The organism is Cryptosporangium arvum DSM 44712, from assembly GCF_000585375.1.
GTDB classification, from domain to species: domain Bacteria; phylum Actinomycetota; class Actinomycetes; order Mycobacteriales; family Cryptosporangiaceae; genus Cryptosporangium; species Cryptosporangium arvum.
Window position 1 is genome coordinate 7,453,787 of sequence record NZ_KK073874.1, and the last position, 16,397, is coordinate 7,470,183.

Sequence of the window (16,397 nt, forward strand, 5' to 3'; positions counted from 1 at the left end):
ATCAGCCGGCTCCGGGCAGCGAGGCCCGCTCCTGTGGGCGGTAGCCCTTCTCGTTCGTCCCGGTGGCCAGCACGCCGCCACCCGGCGTTTCCGGCGCGAAGACGTCCTCGTCGCGTACCGGCTGGACATCGACCGGCGTCTCCGCGGCCGGGCCGACCGGGATCGGCTCGACGCCGTGCACGCGGGCCGCGAGGTCGGCCCGCACCAGCGGCCGCTCGTCCTGGTTCGTCGCACCCGGCTCGGGCGCGGTACCCCGGAGCGCGTCCGGGACACCGATCGCGCTGAACGGGGCTTTCCCGGCGTCCGGCTGATTGAGCACCGGGTTCGAGGGCTGCGTCAGCGGCGTGAGACGCAGCGGATCCGACAGACCACCCGGCGTCCGCGACCCCTGCCGGCCGGGCTGGCCCGGCTGACCCGGCGTTCCCGGACGGCCGGGCTGCGGCCGATCGAGCACCGGCCTGGTCGCGCCCGGGGGCAGGTTGCCGGAGCCGGGACGCCCGCCGGGTGCGCCCGGCTGCTGCGTACGCCCGTTGAGCACCGACGGCGTCGCCGGCGTTCGCCGCGCGGCGAACGGTGACGGCGGCAACCCGGACGTACCCGGTCGCTGCACCGGCCCGCCCGGCGCGTTCGGCCGCCGCTGCCCACCGGGCATCGCCGGCAGGTTCGGCTGATTCGACCGGCGACCACCGGACGCGGGAGCGGGCGCACCCGGTTGGTTCGGCCGCCGCTGCCCGCCGGGCATCGCCGGCAGGTTCGGCTGATTCGGCCGGGCGCCGCCGAGCACCGGCTGATTGGGCTGACCGGGCCGGCGCAGTGCTCCGCGCGCCGGCATCGGCGGCAGGCCCGGCTGGTTCGGGACGCCGGGCTTCAGCACGCCGTTCGCCAGCGCCGGAGACAGTGCGGGCGGGGCTACCGGCGGCGTGACCGGAGGGGTGGGCACCCTCACCACCGGCGGTGTCACCACCGGCGGGTTCGGTGGCGTGATGGTCGGCGTCAGCGTCGGGGGAACGATCGGCGCCGGCGGTGCCGGCGCCGGGGGCGGTGTCAGTACCGGCGGTGGCGCGGGTGGCACCGGCGTGACGACGTCGGTCGGTTTCACCGGATCGGCGCCCGGGTCGAACGGCTTGGTCGGTGGCGGCGGCGTGGGCTCGACCGCGCCCGGATTCGGAGCACCGGGAGTACCCGGGGTCATCGGGACGTTGCCGACCGACGGCACACCCGGCTGGTTCCCGATGTCCTTGAACTTGTACGGCGGCGCCACCACCGCGTTGGTCGGCCCCTCGTAGATACCGGGCGTCGTACCGGCGATCCCGTTGTAGGCGTCCCAGTAGGCGTCGGCCATCGCGCGCTCGATGACCTGCGCCTGGTACGTGTACTTCTCGGTCATCGCCGCGACTCTGCGTGTGTAGTCGGCCTGCTGCGGCGTGCCCTCGAGCTCCTCGATGTGCTTGATCTTGTTCCGCGCCATCACGGCGTCCTCGAGGCCTTTGGCTTCGGCGTCGAACTCGTGCCGCAGCGCGGTGATCCGTCCCTGCTCGCGCTGCATGTCGACGGTCAGCTGGGCGAGGATGTTCGCGGTGAGGAACGCCGCCTGGTACCAGTCGCTCAACGACTTCATCGCCGCGCCCGGCCCCATGGCCAGGAACACCTCGGCGCCCGGCGACGTCCAGAAGCCCTGGGCCTGGAGGCCGCGCCGGTTGACCTCCATCATGATCTCGTGCAGCGAGGACGCGACCGCCGACCAGTAGTTGGCCAGGTCGTGAACGGGCCCGGCCTTCTGGGCCATCATCCGTGTGTAGACGGCCTCGACGCTGGACCCGTCGGCGCCGGTGCGACCGAGGTAGTCCTCCTTGTGCTGGTAGTCGTAGGCGCCCTGACCCCGCTGGGTGGGGTTCCCGGTGGGGTTCCACGTCTGGTCGTACTGCTGCAGTTCGGTCAGGCCGGCCGTCGACGTGTCGTACTCGGTGGTGTTCTCGCCCATGTGCCGGCCGACGGTGCGGAGATCGTGGAGACGACTGTTCTCCGCAGAGTCGTAGCCGAACCACGGCTGCTGGTTCTTGTCAGGCATGTTTGGACTCCGCAGTCGTCAGAACGAGGGCGTGCCGCGCTGGTAGCCCTTGGTCCAGTCGACGTCGGTCGTGGCCGGGAACGACTCCACCGCTTCCTGCACCGGACCGCGATCCTCCGGAACCGGCGCGGTGTACGTCGGCTTGTCCAGTTTCACCTCGATCTTGGTGGTCGGGGCGTCCTTGCCCTCGCCGACCCTGATCTCCTTCGTGATGGTCTTCTTGCCGTCGTCCGCGGTGACGGTCCTGGTGGTCGTGGTGACGTCCTGCGCGCGCACCGTGTTGCCCCGCTCGTCGACCGTCTTGCCGCCCGGGCGGACCTCGACCACCAGGCTGGGGGCGACCCGGCCGGTCTTGTCGGCCGTGTAGGTCGTGGTGGTGGTGCTCACGAGCGTGCCGCTCGGCGCGGTGATCGTGGTGACCGAACGCGGAATACCGTCGATCGTCTGCGTACGCACCATCCGGGTGGAGCCGTCCGGGTACATCGTCAGCATGCCCCCGCCGACCGGAATGGACTGACCGCCCGGCGCGTCGGCCTCGGCGTCGATGCCGATGGCGGCCTCGCCCGTGACCCGCTGGTCGAACATCGTCGTGTCACCGACGCCCTCGGGGAGGCCCGGCGGCTCCTTGGCCGTCGGGTCGGCGAACGCGTACCCCATGAGGTTCAGCTTCTCGGCCGACTCCCAGTCGGTCGTGCCGTAGGTGTACGCGCAGACGTTCGCGGCCTGCCCGATCGCGGTGAGCCCCAACCGCACGTCCTCGAGCAGCCGCTCGAAGGCCGCCTGCTGCTTCGCGATGCCGGCCATCATGACCTTGCCCTCGGCGAAGAACCCGGCCGGGCCCGCGTCCTTGAGCCCGGCGAACGCATCGCTCGCGGTCTGGGCCATGGGCGCCAGCTTCATTTTCGCCGGCATGACCGCCGGCCCCGAGTTCGTGATCATCTCGAAAGCCCAGTCGCCGAGCTTGCTCGCATTGACCGATAAATCGTCGCCGGCCATTCCGACCTCCCGCCTGTCCCGCTCCGGCCCCGCGATGTGCGCGACCCCCGTGTGGAGCAACAGATCCAGTGTGAGCCTAGAGGCCCCGGGCTACGCCCGAGAATCATTCCGCCGGAAGATGGGCCAGCTGGACGAGCTGGTTCCCGCCGCGCCTGGTCACCAGCCAGGCCCGTCCCGGCGGCAACGGCTGGGGCCGGAGGGTGCCGAAGAGCGCGCCCTCCTCACGCTGCCCGGACATCATCAGGCCCGGTGACGCCAGCTCCCGGATGCGGCCGACGAACGGGTCGTACATCGCCCGCGACGCGCCGCCGATCCGCCGGGTCACGATCACGTGCAGCCCGATGTCCCGTCCCTGCGCCAGGTACTCCAGCAGCGGCAGCAGCGGGTTGGTCGTCGTCGAGGCGACCAGGTCGTAGTCGTCGATCAGCAGGTAGAGGTCCGGCCCGCTCCACCAGCTCCGGTTACGCAGCTGCTCGGGAGTGACGTCCGGCCCGGGCAACCGGCTCTTCATCACGGTGACGACCTGCTGCACCACGTCGCCGGTGACGGCCGCGGACGTGCCGTACCCGATCAGGTGGTCACCGTCGATCGCACCGAGCAGGCTGCGCCGGTAGTCGAGGACGATGATCCGGGCCTCGGCCGGCGTGTACTTCTCGGTCACCGACCGGGCCAGGCAGCGCAGGAACGTGCTCTTGCCGGACTCGACGTCGCCGAAGAGCAGTAGATGCGGCTCGGCGTCGAAATCCAGCCGGACCGGCTGCAGGTCCGCCTCGGCGATGCCGATCGCCAGCCCGCGCTCGGGATCGGACCCCACCGGCGGCAGGGCGTGGTACGGCAGCAGCGGCGGGAGCAGCCGGACGGCCGGCGCCACGGCTCCCGGCCACTCGTTCCGGATCCGCTGGACGAGTTTGGCCACTCCGTCGCTGACGTTCGACGGGTCGGTCGACCCGTCGATCCGCGGCAGACCGGTGAGGAAGTGCATCGCGTCCGGCGTGAGACCGCGTCCGGTGGCGTCCTTCGGGACGTTGAGCGCGGCGCGCCGGTTGATCTCGGAGTCCGACGGGTCGCCGAGCCGCAGCTCGAGCTTGGCCCCGAACGTGTCGCGCACCGCCGGGCGGAGCTCCATCCACCGGCCGACCGAGGCGAACACGTGGATGCCGTGCCCGAGCCCCCGCTGAGCCAGCTCGGTCACGACCGGCTCCAGGTCCTCGAACTCCGACCGCAGCGTGCCCCACCCGTCCACGACCAGGAACACGTCGCCGAACAGGTCGTCGGCGAAGCGGCCGTCGCGCTTCGCCCGGCGGTAGGTCGCCATCCCGTCGACGCCGTGCGCGGCGAACGTGCGCTCCCGGATGGCCAGCAGCGTGTGCATCTCGGCGATCGTCCGCCGCACCTGATCGACGTCGCGCCGGGACGCGACCCCGCCCACGTGGGGCAGGTCGCGCAGCGCGGTGAGACCGCCGCCACCGAAGTCCAGACCGTAGAACTGCACCTCACGAGGGGTGTGGGTGAGAGCGAGCCCGGCGACGAGCGTCCGGAGCAGGGTGCTCTTCCCCGATCGCGGGGCGCCGGCGACCACGACGTTGCCCGCCGCCCCGCTCAGGTCGATCTCGAGCAGGTCCCGGCGCTGGTCGAACGGGCGGTCGATCAGTCCGGCGACGCCACGCAGCGCCCCGCGCCACTCGCCGGCGGCCACGGTGAGCCCGCGGGCGGAGTCGGAGACCAACGGCGGCAGCAACTGGTCGAGCGTCGGCGGCGCGTCCAGCGGGGGCAGCCACACCTGGTGAGCCGGGGCACCGCGGCCGGCGAGCCGGTCGACGAGCACCCGCAGCAGCGTCTCACCCTGCGGCGCGTCCTCGGCCTCGACCGCCACGTCGGGCTCCGGCTCGATCTGAGCCGGTCCGGCCTGGTAGCGGCTGGTGTAGGCCTGGACGGGATCGGTCATCCGGGCTCGCGCCGAGCGGGTGCGGTTCTCCCCGCGCTGGTACCGGCCGGACACGTAGGCGGCCCGGAACCGGATCAGCCCCTCGGTGCCCGCCTTGATGTATCCGTTGCCGGGCGAGCGGGGCAGCTCGTACGCATCCGGAACGCCGAGCACGGTGCGGCTCTCCATCGACGAGAACGTCCGCAGGCCGATGCGGTACGAGAGGTGCGAGTCCAGGCCGCGCAGCCGGCCTTCCTCCAGCCGCTGCGACGCCAGCAGCAGGTGGACGCCGAGCGACCGCCCGACCCGTCCGATCTGGACGAACATGTCGATGAAGTCGGGCTTGGCGGTGAGCAGCTCGCTGAACTCGTCACAGATGATGAGCAGGCTGGGCAGCGGCACGAGCGGAACGCCGCTCGCTCGGGCCCGCTCGTAGTCGCGCTGCGAGTCGTACTTGCCGGCCGAGCGCAGCAGCTCCTGTCGCCGGATCAGCTCACCCGAGATCGCGTCCTGCATGCGGTCGACGAGCGCGAGTTCGTCGGACAGGTTGGTGATCACCGCGCTGGTGTGCGGCAGCCGGTCCAGCTGGGTGAACGTCGCGCCACCCTTGAAGTCCACGAGGACGAAGTTGAGCGTCTCGGACGAGTGCGTCGCCGCGAGCGCGAGCACCAGCGTCCGCAGGAGTTCGCTCTTGCCCGAGCCGGTCGCGCCCACCAGCAGGCCGTGCGGCCCCATGCCGTCCTGCGCCGACTCCTTGAGGTCCAGCTCGACCGGACGACCGTCGGGGTTGACGCCGATCGTCACCCGCAGCCGGTCCCGGTTCGGCCGGGCCGTCCAGGCCCGTTCGACATCGAAGTCGTAGGGATCGCCGAGCTCGAGCAGCTCGGCCAGGCCGAGCTCGCCGACGAGCGGGGTCTCCGCCACCGACGCCGCGGAGAGCCGCAACGGGGCGAGTTTGCGCACCAGGGCGCCGGTCTCGATCGGGCCGAGCTCGTCGGCCGGGCCGATCGGCGAGGAGCCGTCCATCGTCGTGCTGGAGAGCGTTCCGTCGGCGTCGATGTCCAGCACGATCGTTGACGCGTCGAGGATGCGTGGCGGCAGGTTGCCGATGTCGACGATCGTGACGCCCTCGACGCCGCCCTCGGCCATCAGGTGGTCCGAACCGGCCGTCTCCCCGCCGTCGAGGACGACGACCAGGTGGACGCCGGACGAAGCCGCCACGCTCGGGTTGAACCGGGGCCGATGGGCCAGGACGTCGTCGAGCATGGCTTCCAGCGCGATCACCGAGGGCGTGACCAGCCGGACCGGTCCGACCGCGTCGGTCCGCTTCGGGTGCAGGGCGTGCGGGAGCCACTTGGCCCACTCCCACTGCTCCCGGCGATCCTCGGCGACGCACAGCGCGACCAGCGCCTCGTCGGGGGCGTGGAACGTCGCCACCTGCGCGACGAGCGCGCGCACCATGCCGCGCACGCGCTCCGGCTCGCCGCGGACGTAGACGTGCGAGAAGCCGCGCAGCGCCATCGCGACCGGCAGGTCCGGGACGATCGAGTACGTGGTGACGAAACGACGCAGCGCGCTGGCGCAGAGCGGCTCCAGGTCGTCGACCGGCTGGGTCTCCGGCGGGATGAGCGGCGTGGCGATCTCCTGGGCGCCGCGTCCGATGCGCACCACCCCGAAGTCACCGTCGGAGGAGCGCCGCTCCCAGAGCCGGGCCGACTGCGCCGTGGACCAGAGCGAGTCCGGATCGGGGTGGCGGTAGAACATCGCCTCCTGCTGTTGCCGGATCGTGATCCGGACCGCCGCCCGTAACTGGCTGAGCCGGCGGAGGTACTGCCGGCGAGCGGCGACCATCTCCCGTTTGCTCTGGCCACCGCCCTGGTTGGCGAGCTGCGCGGCGATCATGCCGAGGATCGAGATGCCGTAGAGCCCACCGGCCACATAGGCCAGCGCGCCACCACGTCCGCCGCCGACCATCAGGCCCATCGCCGCCGCACCGGCGCCCATCGGCATGATCATCATGACCCGCTGCCAGCCCTGGTTGTTGGGCTGCGGAGCCTCCGGCGGCGGCTCGAGAACAACCTCGCCGACCGGCAGGTCCGGCGCCGGCTGACGCGGTGGGCGCTTCACGATCACGGTCGCCACGCGATGTCCTCCCTCGCAGCCGATCGGCTCGGCAGCTTCCGCACAGAGTGCACAATAGCCACCACGGTGATCGGCGCGTACCGCATGCAACGGCTGCTACGTTGGCCCCGTTCGCCACGCCATCCGTTCTGCGCCGGAGGTACCACCGCGTGACGGTCCCCCTCGGAACCGCGCTGGCTCGGGTCACGATCAGCACCCCGAAACGCCGGATAGACGTCGCGTTACCCGAAGACCTGGCGGTCGCCGAACTGCTGCCGAGCCTGCTGGCGCACGCCGGCGAGAGCGCGGCCGACGACGGTGAGCGCCACGGCGGCTGGGTGCTGCACACGGCGACCGGTACCCGGTTGGCCGGCGACCGCAACCTGGCCGGCCAGGGCGTGCGCGACGGTGACGTCCTGCACCTGCTGCCCGGGCGCTCCGAGTGGCCGGAACTGGAGTACGACGACGTCGTCGAGGCGATCGCGAGCGGCGCGCGCCGACACGGACGCTCGTGGGGCGCCCCGGCGACGCGCCGGGCCGCGCTCGCCGTCGGAGCGTGCACGCTCTCGCTCGGCGTGCTCGGGATCGCCGCGTCGGGACCACCGTGGCAGCTGCCGGGAGGGCTCGCCCTCGGGGTCGCGCTGCTGCTCGCCATCGTCGGCACCGTGCTGGCCCGGGCCGCGGGCGACGCGCTGGCCGGCGTCGCCGTCGCCGCACCCGGTCTGCTGTACGCGTTCCTCGGTGGGGCGGTGCTGGCCGCGCCCGGCGGTTCGCAGCTGTCCGACCTGGGCGCCCCCGACCTGCTGCTCGGCTCGGTGACGCTCGCCGCCACCGGCCTGATCGGCTATTTCGGCGTCGGCGCCCGGGGACGGGCGCTCGTGGCCGGGATCGCCGCCGGGTTGCTCGGCCTGCTCGGCGGGCTCCTCGGGGTGCTCACCGGGATGTCGACGGGAGGCGTGGCCGCGATCGTGCTGACGACCGGCATCACGCTGCTGCCCGCCTACCCGCTGCTCTCGATGCGGATCGGGAAGCTGCCGATGCCCGCGCTGCCCCAGCGCACCGAGGAACTGCTGCGCGACGACCCGGTGCCCCAGCGGTCCGAGGTGTTCGCGGCCGTCGCCCGGGCCGACGAGGTACTCACCGGCCTGCTGCTCGCGGTCGGGGTGGTGACCGTCGTCTGCGTCGGCGTCCTGCTCGGCTCCGCCGACGGTGGTGCGGCGCTCGTGCTGGTCGTGATCGCGTCGCTGGCGCTGCTGCTCCGGGGACGGCTCTTCCCGACCCCACGGCAGCGCCTCCCCCTGCTCATCGGGGGCTGCATCGGTCTCGCGCTGCTGTTCTCCGCGCTCGCCCTCACCGGCGCGGTGGTGGTGGCGCTGCCGCTCGCCCTGCTGATCGGCGGTGCGGTGCTCGGCGCGGGCCTGCTCTACAGCCGCCGCAACCCCTCGCCCTACGTCGGCCGGTTCGCCGACATCCTCGACGTACTGCTGCTCGTGTCGCTGCTGCCCGTCGCCTGCACGCTCACCGGGTTCTACGGCTACGTGCAGGGGCTGTTCGCCTCGCTGGGGCGGTGAGCCGGCGTGGCCTCCCGCAAGGACCAGCTGCACTCCTACCAGTTCATGCTGCAGCGGGCGATCTCCGCGCTGATCATGCGGGAGACCGACCCGGCACAGTCCCCGCTGCGCCGGGGCGTCGGAGCGGCGTTCATCGGCGTGATGGTGACGGTGATCGTCGCCGCGGCTTTCGGTATCTACGGGCTGCTGACGAAGACCGGCAGCAACCGGTGGCAGTTCGACAACGCGGTCGTGGTCGAGAAGGAGACGGGGGCGACGTTCGTCTACCTGGGCGGTGGCCTGACGCCGACCGTCAACCTGACGAGTGCGCTCCTGATCTCCGGGCAGAGCGCGGCGAAGACGTTCACGGTGCCGCGCAACTCGCTGACCGACGTGCCTCGCGGCCGGCCGGTCGGCATCGTCGGAGCACCGGCCTCGCTCCCGGACACCAAGCACCTGCTCACCGGCGCCTGGGCCGCCTGCCGCCTACCGGCGCAGGACGCCGCCGGGCAGCCGACCGTGGCCACCGCGCTGCTGGTCGGACGGGTGGCCGCCGGTGGGACACCGGTCGGTGACCGCAGCCTCTACGTCCGCGGTCGCACCGCCGACGGCGAGTCCGCCGACTACCTGGTGTGGCACGGGCACCGCTACCGGCTCACCGCGCCGAAAGCGGCGGCGGCGCTGTTCACGAGCGGCACCGCGCCGATCGACGTCGGTGGCGCCTGGCTGAACACGCTTCCGGAGGGTGACCCGATCGGCCGGATCGCGGTCCCGAAGGCCGGGAACTCGTCGACGAAGGTGCCCGGCCGCACGGTCGGTGACGTGGTCGTCGACCGCCGGGATGCGAGCGGGACGTTCTACCTGGTCGTCGACGACGGGCTGGCCCGCCTCACCCCACTGCAGATGGACCTGCTCAAGTCCGAGCGGGCGGTGACGCCGCGCGAGATCCCCCCGGCCGAGATCGCCGCGGTACCCGTCAGCACCCGGCTGGCCTCGTCGTCGCCGACCGCGCAGCGCGCCCCCGAGCGTCGGCCCACCCCGCTCGAGGTGCCGGCCGAGGGCAGCGTCTGCGCCACGTTCGACGCCAGGGGCGGCGCCGCGCCGACGCTCGCGGTGTCCTCGGGCGCGGACGCGGACACCGGAGCGATCGTGACCGCGAAGCAGACCACCGACGGCGCGATGCTGGCCGACCGGGTGAGCGTGCCGCCCGGCCGGGCCGCGATCGTCCGTGACCGGGAGAGCGGGACGTATTCCCTGGTGACCGATCAGGGCAAGCGGTTCCCGGTCGAGTCGGGCGAGGCGTTGGCGGCCCTCGGCTACACCGACGCGGACGCGGTCACGATGCCCCGCGCCCTCCTCGGCCGGCTTCCGACCGGCCCGGCGCTCACCCGCGCGGACGCCGTCACACCGATCGGATGAACGACGAGCAGCGCGAAAGGTGATCCACGAGTTGCCGGAGTTGTCTACGTTAAGTGCGGCGGCGGCCGATGCGGTGGCGGCCGCCTCCCCAATGGAGCGACATTCGCTCGAACATGGAGAGAGGTGATTTCGCAATGGCTCTGCAAGCTCAGTCAAGCACGATGCAGAACGCTGCGAAGAAGGCGGAAAACGTCGGCGAAGGTATCGCGGCCAACCTGGCGAACCTGCTGATGACGATCGAGACGACCGGTGCCGCGTCGATGCGGGGCGACTCGGGCAAGGCGCTGCAAGCGGCGGCTCCGCAGATCGATGCCAACCTGAAGAAGATCCTCAACGCCCTGAACACGATCGCCTCGCACGTCTCGCAAGGCGCGGTGGAGTATTCGGGGCAGGACGGACAGGCTGCGGCCGAGCTCAACAACCTCACGTCGGCCTTCGACATCAACAGCCCCATCATCAGCGCGTTGAACGGCCGCTGAGCCGCCGGAGAGGAGTACGCCATGCCGCTCGAAGCCGATGACATCTTCTACGAGTTCGAAGGTGTTCAGCTGGTCTCCGAGGCCATCGCCTCGTTCTGCAAGCAGATGGACACGAACCTCGCCGAGGTCGACGCCGCGTTCGCGAGCATGACCTGGGAGAGCCCGGACAGCAAGGCCCTGTTCGAGCAGTGCAAGACCCAGTGGCACCAGGGTGCCGACGGGCTGCGCGAGGTCCTGCAGACCCAGCTCGCACCGAAGGTGGGGCAGGCCGGGATCGACATGCACGAGCTCGACAAGAAGGTCGGCGCCCGGTTCCTGGCGTAAGGGCTTTCGAGGAAACGGCCCCGGTGCGGTGCACCGGGGCCGTTTCGCGTGCGTGACGTCAGCGGCGGTCCTCGAACAGCTGACGCGGAGGCTCCGGCACGTCGTCCTCCGGATGTTCCTCCGGGCGCGGAGCGATCCCGGGCCGCCAGCCGCGTCGGCGCCCGAGCGGCAGCGCGATCGCGAACCCGAGGCCGAGCAACGCGACCACACCCAGGCCGGCCGCCGTCGCCGTCTCGATCGCCGTGCTGCGCTGCCGGGCCGCCCGGGCGGCCGCGTCGGGCGGAACCGTGGCCAGGTCGGACGGGGGCGCGACCGGCGTACCGGTCGCCATGATCTCCGAGACCGCCTGCGTCGGGCTCACCACGCCGTGCCCGGCACCCGCGGACATCGGCGTCGCGGTGGCGAGCAGTCGCTTCACGACCTCGGCCGCGCGCATCGACGGCCACCGGCTCCGGACGAGCGCCGCCGTGCCGGCCACGTACGCGGCGGCGTACGCGCTGCCGTCGACCTGGGCGAGGCCACCGCCGGTCTGGGTGGAGAGCATCGCGTCGCCGGGAGCGACCAGATCGATCACGCCGGTGCCACCCAGCAGCTCCGTCACACCGCCGAGCGTTCCGTCGACGTCGATCGGGCCGACGCCGAGCACGTCCTCGTACGCCGCCGGGTACGGGGTGACCGGCCCGTCCGGCGACGGCGGGCCGTCGCCGACGGTGGCGACCACCACGACGTCGGCGGCGACGGCCGCCGCCACCGCGGACTTCACGTCCGGGTCGTCGACGTAGGTGACCACCGGTACGACGAGCACGTCCGGCTTCGCCTCGGTGGCGGCTCGGATCGCGTCGGCGAGCGTCCCCGGGGTGCCGGCCGACCGGTCGGTCTCGTCGTCGGGTGGTGTGATCACCTCGCCGGTGGAGACCCGGTAGGGCACGATCGTCGCCTTCGGCGCCAGGCCGTGGAAGCCGATGTCGGGCACCTGGGCCGCGGCGATCAGACCCGCGACCCGCGTCCCGAAGCCCTCGCAGTCGGTCGACGGCGACGAGTCGTCGGGCAGCAGATCCGCACCGCCGGACACCCGGCCACGCAACTGCGGGTGCTCACCGTCCACCCCGGAGGCGAGCACCGCGACCCGCACCCCGGACCCGGCGGCCACCGGCCAGATGGTCTCCGGCTCGAGCCGCTGCTGCGGCCAGGGCACCCCGGGAAGTGGTTTGCCGGGCTCGGCGCACTGGTCCGCGGCGGCCGCCGGTGAGCCCGGCACCACCAGTGCGGCCAGTACCGCGACCGCCGCCAGGACGCGCGCTCTCATGTGCCGGTGGCGGCGAGCAGATCGTCGATCGTGAGCGTCTGCAGGTCCTGGCGGGTCGGGACGCGGCCCAGTTTGCGGAGCCGGCCGGACTGCGCCTTACGCATGCCCTCGAGCAACTTGCGGGCCTCGCGGGCGTTGCCGAAGTTCGGCCCCCGATCGATGCCGGCGAAGTGCTCGTAGAGCGCGTCCTCGAGGCCCGGCTCCAGCCGGTAGTCGTCGGCGCCGGCGATCCGCTCGCTGATCAGCGTCAACTCGGCCGGGGCGTAGTTGACGAACTCCATCGTCTTCGCGAAACGGGACGCCAGACCGGAGTTCGTGTCGAGGAACGTGGTCATCTCGTTGGTGTAGCCGGCGACGATCACCGCGAGCCGGTCACGGTGGTCCTCCATCAGTTTCACCAACATGTCGATCGCTTCCTGGCCGAAATCGGCGCCGCCGCCGCTCGACCGGGAGAGCGTGTACGCCTCGTCGATGAACAGCACGCCGCCCATCGCCTCGTCGACGACCGCCGCCGTCTTCTCGGCGGTGTGGCCGATGTACTGGCCCACCAGATCGCGGCGGGAGACTTCCTTGAACGTGCCGTCGGGCAGGACGCCGAGGCTCTTGAGCAGCTGCCCGTAGAGCCGGGCCACAGTGGTTTTACCCGTGCCGGGCGCGCCGGTGAAGATCAGGTGGTGGCTGACCGCCCCGACCGACAGCCCGGCCTCGCGCCGCCACGCGTTCACCTGCATCTCGTCGATGAGCGCACGCACCTCGGCCTTGACCCCGTCGAGGCCGACCATCGCGTCGAGCTTCTCGAGCAGCGTGTCGACCTCGGCCTGACGCGCCTCGGCCGCGTCGTCCCGGGCGCCCGCGCCCGGTTCCCGGTTCGCGCTGATCGTGGGGTTCGCGCCCGGCTCGACCTCGATCTCCGGGGTGGCGGTGGCTTCGAACTCGCAGGCCTCGATCGTGCCGCCGCAGCCGGTGCCGATCAGGATGCCGACGCCGCCGGTGTGGTGGATCCGGCAGGAGCGGACCACCGGCTTGCTGTCGTAGACCGCGGCCAGCCCGACGTCGCCGGTCCGGGCGATCTCGCAGCGGTCCAACGTGGGGCGGCCGGCCTGGTAGACGTACACGCCGCGGTAGCCGGTGCCGGTGACCTTGGTGTCGACGATCGTCGGGTCGGCGCCCAACCGGACGATGATGCCGTCGTCGGTGACGTCGGAGACCGTGCACCCGGCGATCCGGCCGGTCGCGTCGGAGAACACGATGCCGTGCTGGCCGGCGGTGATCGTGCAGTTCTCCGCACGCACGTCCGCGCCGTCCTCCGCGGTCAGCGCGGCGCCGTAGCCGGCGGCCAACCGGCAGTCGGAGAGCTCGAGCCGTCCGCCGGTCGCCCGGACCGCCGGCCCGTCGGACGAGCGCAGGATCAGACCCCGCACGGTGACCGTGGCGTTCCGGGCCTCCAGCGCCGGGCGGCCGAGACCGGTCGCGTCGACCGTCACCTCCCCGGCGTCGTCGAGGGCGGTCAGCGTGATCGTCGTGTCCCGCAGGGACACGGCGGCCGCGTACTCACCCGCGTCGAGCGTGATCGTTCCCCCGGGCTCGACGACCTCCAGGGCGTCGGCGAGCGTGGGTAACGCTCCCGGCCGGCGGGAGGAGACGAGAAGTGTGCGCGCCATGGCTCCGTCTGATTCTCGGGTGTCGGCCGCTGAGCACCGTATCCGATGGTGTCGATGCTCTGGCTAGGCTTCCGGCCGGAACTTCCGGCTTTCGAGAGGGCGCGCGGTGACCGAATCGGCGTACGGCGCGGCGGCGTGGCAGCCGGCGAACGAGACCGAACTGCTGATGCACCACGCGCTGCTGCGACAGCACACCCAGCGGTACTTCCAGCTCGCGGCGGGCGCCACGCTCTACCTGCCCGCGACGACCGAACCCGCTCGACGGCTGCACACCCGGGAACGAGACGGGCGTACCCAGCTGCTCGCGTTCACGTCGGCCGAGGGCGTCGCGCGGGTGATCGGCCGGGGCGCCGACACCGTGCTGCGCGTCGGCTACCCGCTGCTGGTGCGGGACTGGCCGGACGAGGCGTGGTGGCTGGCCCTCAACCCGGCCCTGCCGATCGAGGCGGTGCTGCCGGTGACCGCCGTGGGGTCGATCGCGTCCGGCGAGCTCGACGTCGTTCCCCCCACCCCGCCCGAGATGCTCGTGCTGCCCGGCGGCGACCTGGACGACACCCCGGCCGACGAGTTAGAGGAGCAGCTGGCCACGGCGATGGCGACCCGGAACAGCGCGCTCATCCTCGACCTGCTGGTCCTCGCCGACGTGCTGCTGCCCACGCTGCGTCCGGTGTCCGAGCCCGCGTTCGACGACCCGTACTTCCCGTGGGCCGCGATGCCGCTGATCCCGGAACTGCCGGTCGACGGTCCCGCGCTCGGCGTGTTCACCTCGGAGCAGCGGCTGTCCGACGCGACGCTGGGGGCGTCGGTGCCGACCGTGCGCACGTCGCTGCTCGAGCTGGCCGCCGCGTGGCCCGACGCGGAGTACACGATGCTGGTCAACCCGCACACGTCGCTCGAGGTGCGGCTGTCCGGGGAGCAGGTGGCCCTGCTCGCCGAGTGGGTGGAGATCTCCGCGCTCTACTACGAGCGCGTTCCGAGCTGACGGTTAGAGTCGTCCCGTGCCGACCGCGCATCCGCGCCCCCCGCTGGCCCGCACCAGCGACGAGGCCCACGTGTACCTGGACCTGCACCCCTGTGTGTGCGGCGAGCGCGAGTTCCCGCGCTCGACGGCGATCGTCCAACTGGACGACGCCGGTGCACTGGGCAGCCGCTACGACGGCTTGTGCCCGGCCTGCGGCCGCTACCGCGAGTACGTGTTCCGCCTTCCGGCCGACCTTCTGCTGCCGCCACCCGGCGAGGTGCGCTACGGCGACGGCGCACCGTCCGAACTGCTCGATCCGGGCGAGTGGCTCTGGGTCGCCGACCGGCACGCCGGGTCGGTGCCCGCCGACGCATCCGGATTGGACCCGGCTGCGCAGCGTCAGGTGCGGGCCGCGATCTCCGCCGCGGCCGCCGCGATGGACGAGGTGCTCGCGTTCCTCCCCGACGGCGCGGACGCGGTACCCGCCGAGGCGATGCGCACCGATCTGGGCCGCCTGGTCTACGACGACGAGCCCTACCGCTTCGACCGCGACCGGCTCGAGGTGGTGCGTGACACCTACCGCGACCTGCTCGCCGCGGTCTCGTAGTCCACTGTGACGATTTGAACCCCGCGATACGGTCACGTTGTTTACCGTGACAACACGGTCATCACCGTTCCCAGCCGCAGCGCGGTGGCCGGGACGGCAGGAAACACGGGGAGAATTCGGGTGGTAGAGATCCCGCGCGGCGACGAGACGGACTGGTCCGCGATCTCGTCGATGGCCAAGGACCTGCAGGCCGCGATCGGTAACGCCGAACGTGTCCAACGGGAGGCGCTCGCGCTGACCGGCACCGCCTGGTCGCCGGACGGCCTGATCAAGGCCGTGGTGGGCCCCCGTGGCCACCTGCTCGAACTCGACGTCGACGCCCGGGTGTACCGAAACCCGAACTCCAAAGCGTTGTCGGCCGCGATCGTGGCGACGGTCCGCGCGGCCACCGACGACGTCATCTCCAAGAGCGCCGCGATCCTCGAGCGGAGCCTGCCCGCGGACCTGCGGGAGCGGGCGCCGGGCAAGTGGAACGCGTGGAAGCTGGGCCGGATGCACGACGCGGACGTGCGTGAAACGCTGAAGCGGGAGGAAGTCGATGGGTTGGCTTGAGACCGGAGACACCGACGACCTGGCCAGGAAGGGCGGCCGGTTCGACGGCGCGGTCGTCGACAACGGCGCGACGGCGCTGCGCTTGGTGGAGCAGCTCCGGGAGCTGGACGCGCAGCGCATCGCCGGCGGGGAGGTCTTGGACGCACTGCGCGACGGCTATTTCAAGCCGACCAAAGCCGGCGCCGCTTTCAACGTGGCGGTCAACGATCAGGTCGAGAGTCTGACCCGCGACGGCGAGGACATGGGCACGAACGTCATCAGCGCCGCGGTCGACTACAAACTGCAGGACACCGACGCCGCCGCGGACATCCGTCAGGCCGGTGCGAACATCCACACCTGACCGCTAGTCACTGATCACCGACCCCGGGCAGCCGCCACGCGGCTGCCCGATGTCGGTCCGCGCCGCGATCGAACGGGGAGGAACACCCG

13 protein-coding genes are annotated in these 16,397 nt (G+C 72.0%); 8 read left to right on the top strand and 5 right to left on the bottom strand.

Going from position 1 to position 16,397, the window contains the following annotated elements:
- Window position 1: 1 nt before the first annotated feature.
- The 3 genes from CRYAR_RS34045 to CRYAR_RS34055 form a co-directional block, all read right to left on the bottom strand.
- A complete protein-coding gene (locus CRYAR_RS34045; protein ID WP_035857279.1) occupies window positions 2-2,068 on the bottom strand; it encodes a hypothetical protein in 2,067 nt (688 codons plus the stop codon).
- An 18-nt stretch (window positions 2,069-2,086) separates the two neighbouring features.
- The gene (locus CRYAR_RS34050) at window positions 2,087-3,064 is read right to left on the bottom strand and encodes a hypothetical protein (RefSeq protein ID WP_035857281.1); all 978 of its coding nucleotides are present in this window, start codon (window positions 3,062-3,064) and stop codon (window positions 2,087-2,089) included.
- A gap of 103 nt (window positions 3,065-3,167) precedes the next feature.
- Entirely contained in the window at window positions 3,168-7,130 is a 3,963-nt protein-coding gene (locus CRYAR_RS34055; protein ID WP_035857282.1) for a type VII secretion protein EccC, read from the bottom strand.
- A gap of 149 nt (window positions 7,131-7,279) precedes the next feature.
- On the opposite strand from CRYAR_RS34055, the gene eccD reads away from it, so the two are divergent.
- The 4 genes from eccD to CRYAR_RS34075 all read left to right on the top strand — a co-directional run bounded on the left by eccD (window position 7,280) and on the right by CRYAR_RS34075 (window position 10,881).
- Window positions 7,280-8,680, top strand: a complete 1,401-nt coding sequence (gene eccD / locus CRYAR_RS34060; protein WP_035857285.1) for a type VII secretion integral membrane protein EccD — start codon at window positions 7,280-7,282, stop codon at window positions 8,678-8,680.
- Window positions 8,681-8,686: 6 nt separating this feature from the next.
- Entirely contained in the window at window positions 8,687-10,078 is a 1,392-nt protein-coding gene (eccB, locus tag CRYAR_RS34065) for a type VII secretion protein EccB (protein ID WP_035857286.1), read from the top strand.
- Between the two features lie 134 nt (window positions 10,079-10,212).
- The gene (locus CRYAR_RS34070) at window positions 10,213-10,557 is read left to right on the top strand and encodes a WXG100 family type VII secretion target (RefSeq protein WP_169745120.1); all 345 of its coding nucleotides are present in this window, start codon (window positions 10,213-10,215) and stop codon (window positions 10,555-10,557) included.
- A 21-nt stretch (window positions 10,558-10,578) separates the two neighbouring features.
- Window positions 10,579-10,881, top strand: a complete 303-nt coding sequence (locus tag CRYAR_RS34075) for a WXG100 family type VII secretion target (RefSeq protein ID WP_035857290.1) — start codon at window positions 10,579-10,581, stop codon at window positions 10,879-10,881.
- A gap of 58 nt (window positions 10,882-10,939) precedes the next feature.
- Here CRYAR_RS34075 and CRYAR_RS34080 read toward each other — a convergent pair whose 3' ends face one another.
- Together CRYAR_RS34080 and CRYAR_RS34085 are read right to left on the bottom strand one after the other, a co-directional pair.
- Window positions 10,940-12,187, bottom strand: coding sequence for a S8 family serine peptidase (locus tag CRYAR_RS34080; protein WP_035857291.1), 1,248 nt, complete (start codon window positions 12,185-12,187; stop codon window positions 10,940-10,942).
- Window positions 12,184-13,848, bottom strand: a complete 1,665-nt coding sequence (locus tag CRYAR_RS34085; protein WP_035857292.1) for a right-handed parallel beta-helix repeat-containing protein — start codon at window positions 13,846-13,848, stop codon at window positions 12,184-12,186. The genes CRYAR_RS34080 and CRYAR_RS34085 overlap by 4 nt, the downstream gene beginning before the upstream one ends.
- A gap of 106 nt (window positions 13,849-13,954) precedes the next feature.
- On the opposite strand from CRYAR_RS34085, the gene CRYAR_RS34090 reads away from it, so the two are divergent.
- The 4 genes from CRYAR_RS34090 (at window position 13,955) to CRYAR_RS34105 (ending at window position 16,308) form a co-directional block, all read left to right on the top strand.
- Window positions 13,955-14,830 carry an SseB family protein gene (locus tag CRYAR_RS34090; RefSeq protein ID WP_035857294.1) on the top strand — a complete coding sequence of 292 codons (876 nt, stop codon included), beginning with the start codon at window positions 13,955-13,957 and terminating at the stop codon, window positions 14,828-14,830.
- Between the two features lie 16 nt (window positions 14,831-14,846).
- Window positions 14,847-15,416: a hypothetical protein gene (locus CRYAR_RS34095; RefSeq protein WP_035857296.1), complete on the top strand. Its 570-nt coding sequence runs from the start codon at window positions 14,847-14,849 to the stop codon at window positions 15,414-15,416.
- A 120-nt stretch (window positions 15,417-15,536) separates the two neighbouring features.
- On the top strand, window positions 15,537-15,968 hold the full coding sequence (locus tag CRYAR_RS34100; protein ID WP_035857298.1) for a YbaB/EbfC family nucleoid-associated protein: 432 nt from the start codon (window positions 15,537-15,539) through the stop codon (window positions 15,966-15,968).
- Window positions 15,955-16,308: a hypothetical protein gene (locus CRYAR_RS34105; RefSeq protein ID WP_035857300.1), complete on the top strand. Its 354-nt coding sequence runs from the start codon at window positions 15,955-15,957 to the stop codon at window positions 16,306-16,308. The genes CRYAR_RS34100 and CRYAR_RS34105 overlap by 14 nt, the downstream gene beginning before the upstream one ends.
- The last annotated feature ends 89 nt before the right edge of the window (window positions 16,309-16,397 follow it).

Excerpts from the sequence above, each read along its gene's own strand:
- CRYAR_RS34045 (WP_035857279.1), bottom strand. The coding sequence starts at position 2,068 with ATGCCTGACAAGAACCAGCAGCCGTGGTTCGGCTACGACTCTGCGGAG.
- CRYAR_RS34050 (WP_035857281.1), bottom strand. The coding sequence starts at position 3,064 with ATGGCCGGCGACGATTTATCGGTCAATGCGAGCAAGCTCGGCGACTGG.
- CRYAR_RS34070 (WP_169745120.1), top strand. The coding sequence starts at position 10,213 with ATGGCTCTGCAAGCTCAGTCAAGCACGATGCAGAACGCTGCGAAGAAG.
- CRYAR_RS34075 (WP_035857290.1), top strand. The coding sequence starts at position 10,579 with ATGCCGCTCGAAGCCGATGACATCTTCTACGAGTTCGAAGGTGTTCAG.
- CRYAR_RS34080 (WP_035857291.1), bottom strand. The coding sequence starts at position 12,187 with ATGAGAGCGCGCGTCCTGGCGGCGGTCGCGGTACTGGCCGCACTGGTG.
- CRYAR_RS34085 (WP_035857292.1), bottom strand. The coding sequence starts at position 13,848 with ATGGCGCGCACACTTCTCGTCTCCTCCCGCCGGCCGGGAGCGTTACCC.
- CRYAR_RS34105 (WP_035857300.1), top strand. The coding sequence starts at position 15,955 with ATGGGTTGGCTTGAGACCGGAGACACCGACGACCTGGCCAGGAAGGGC.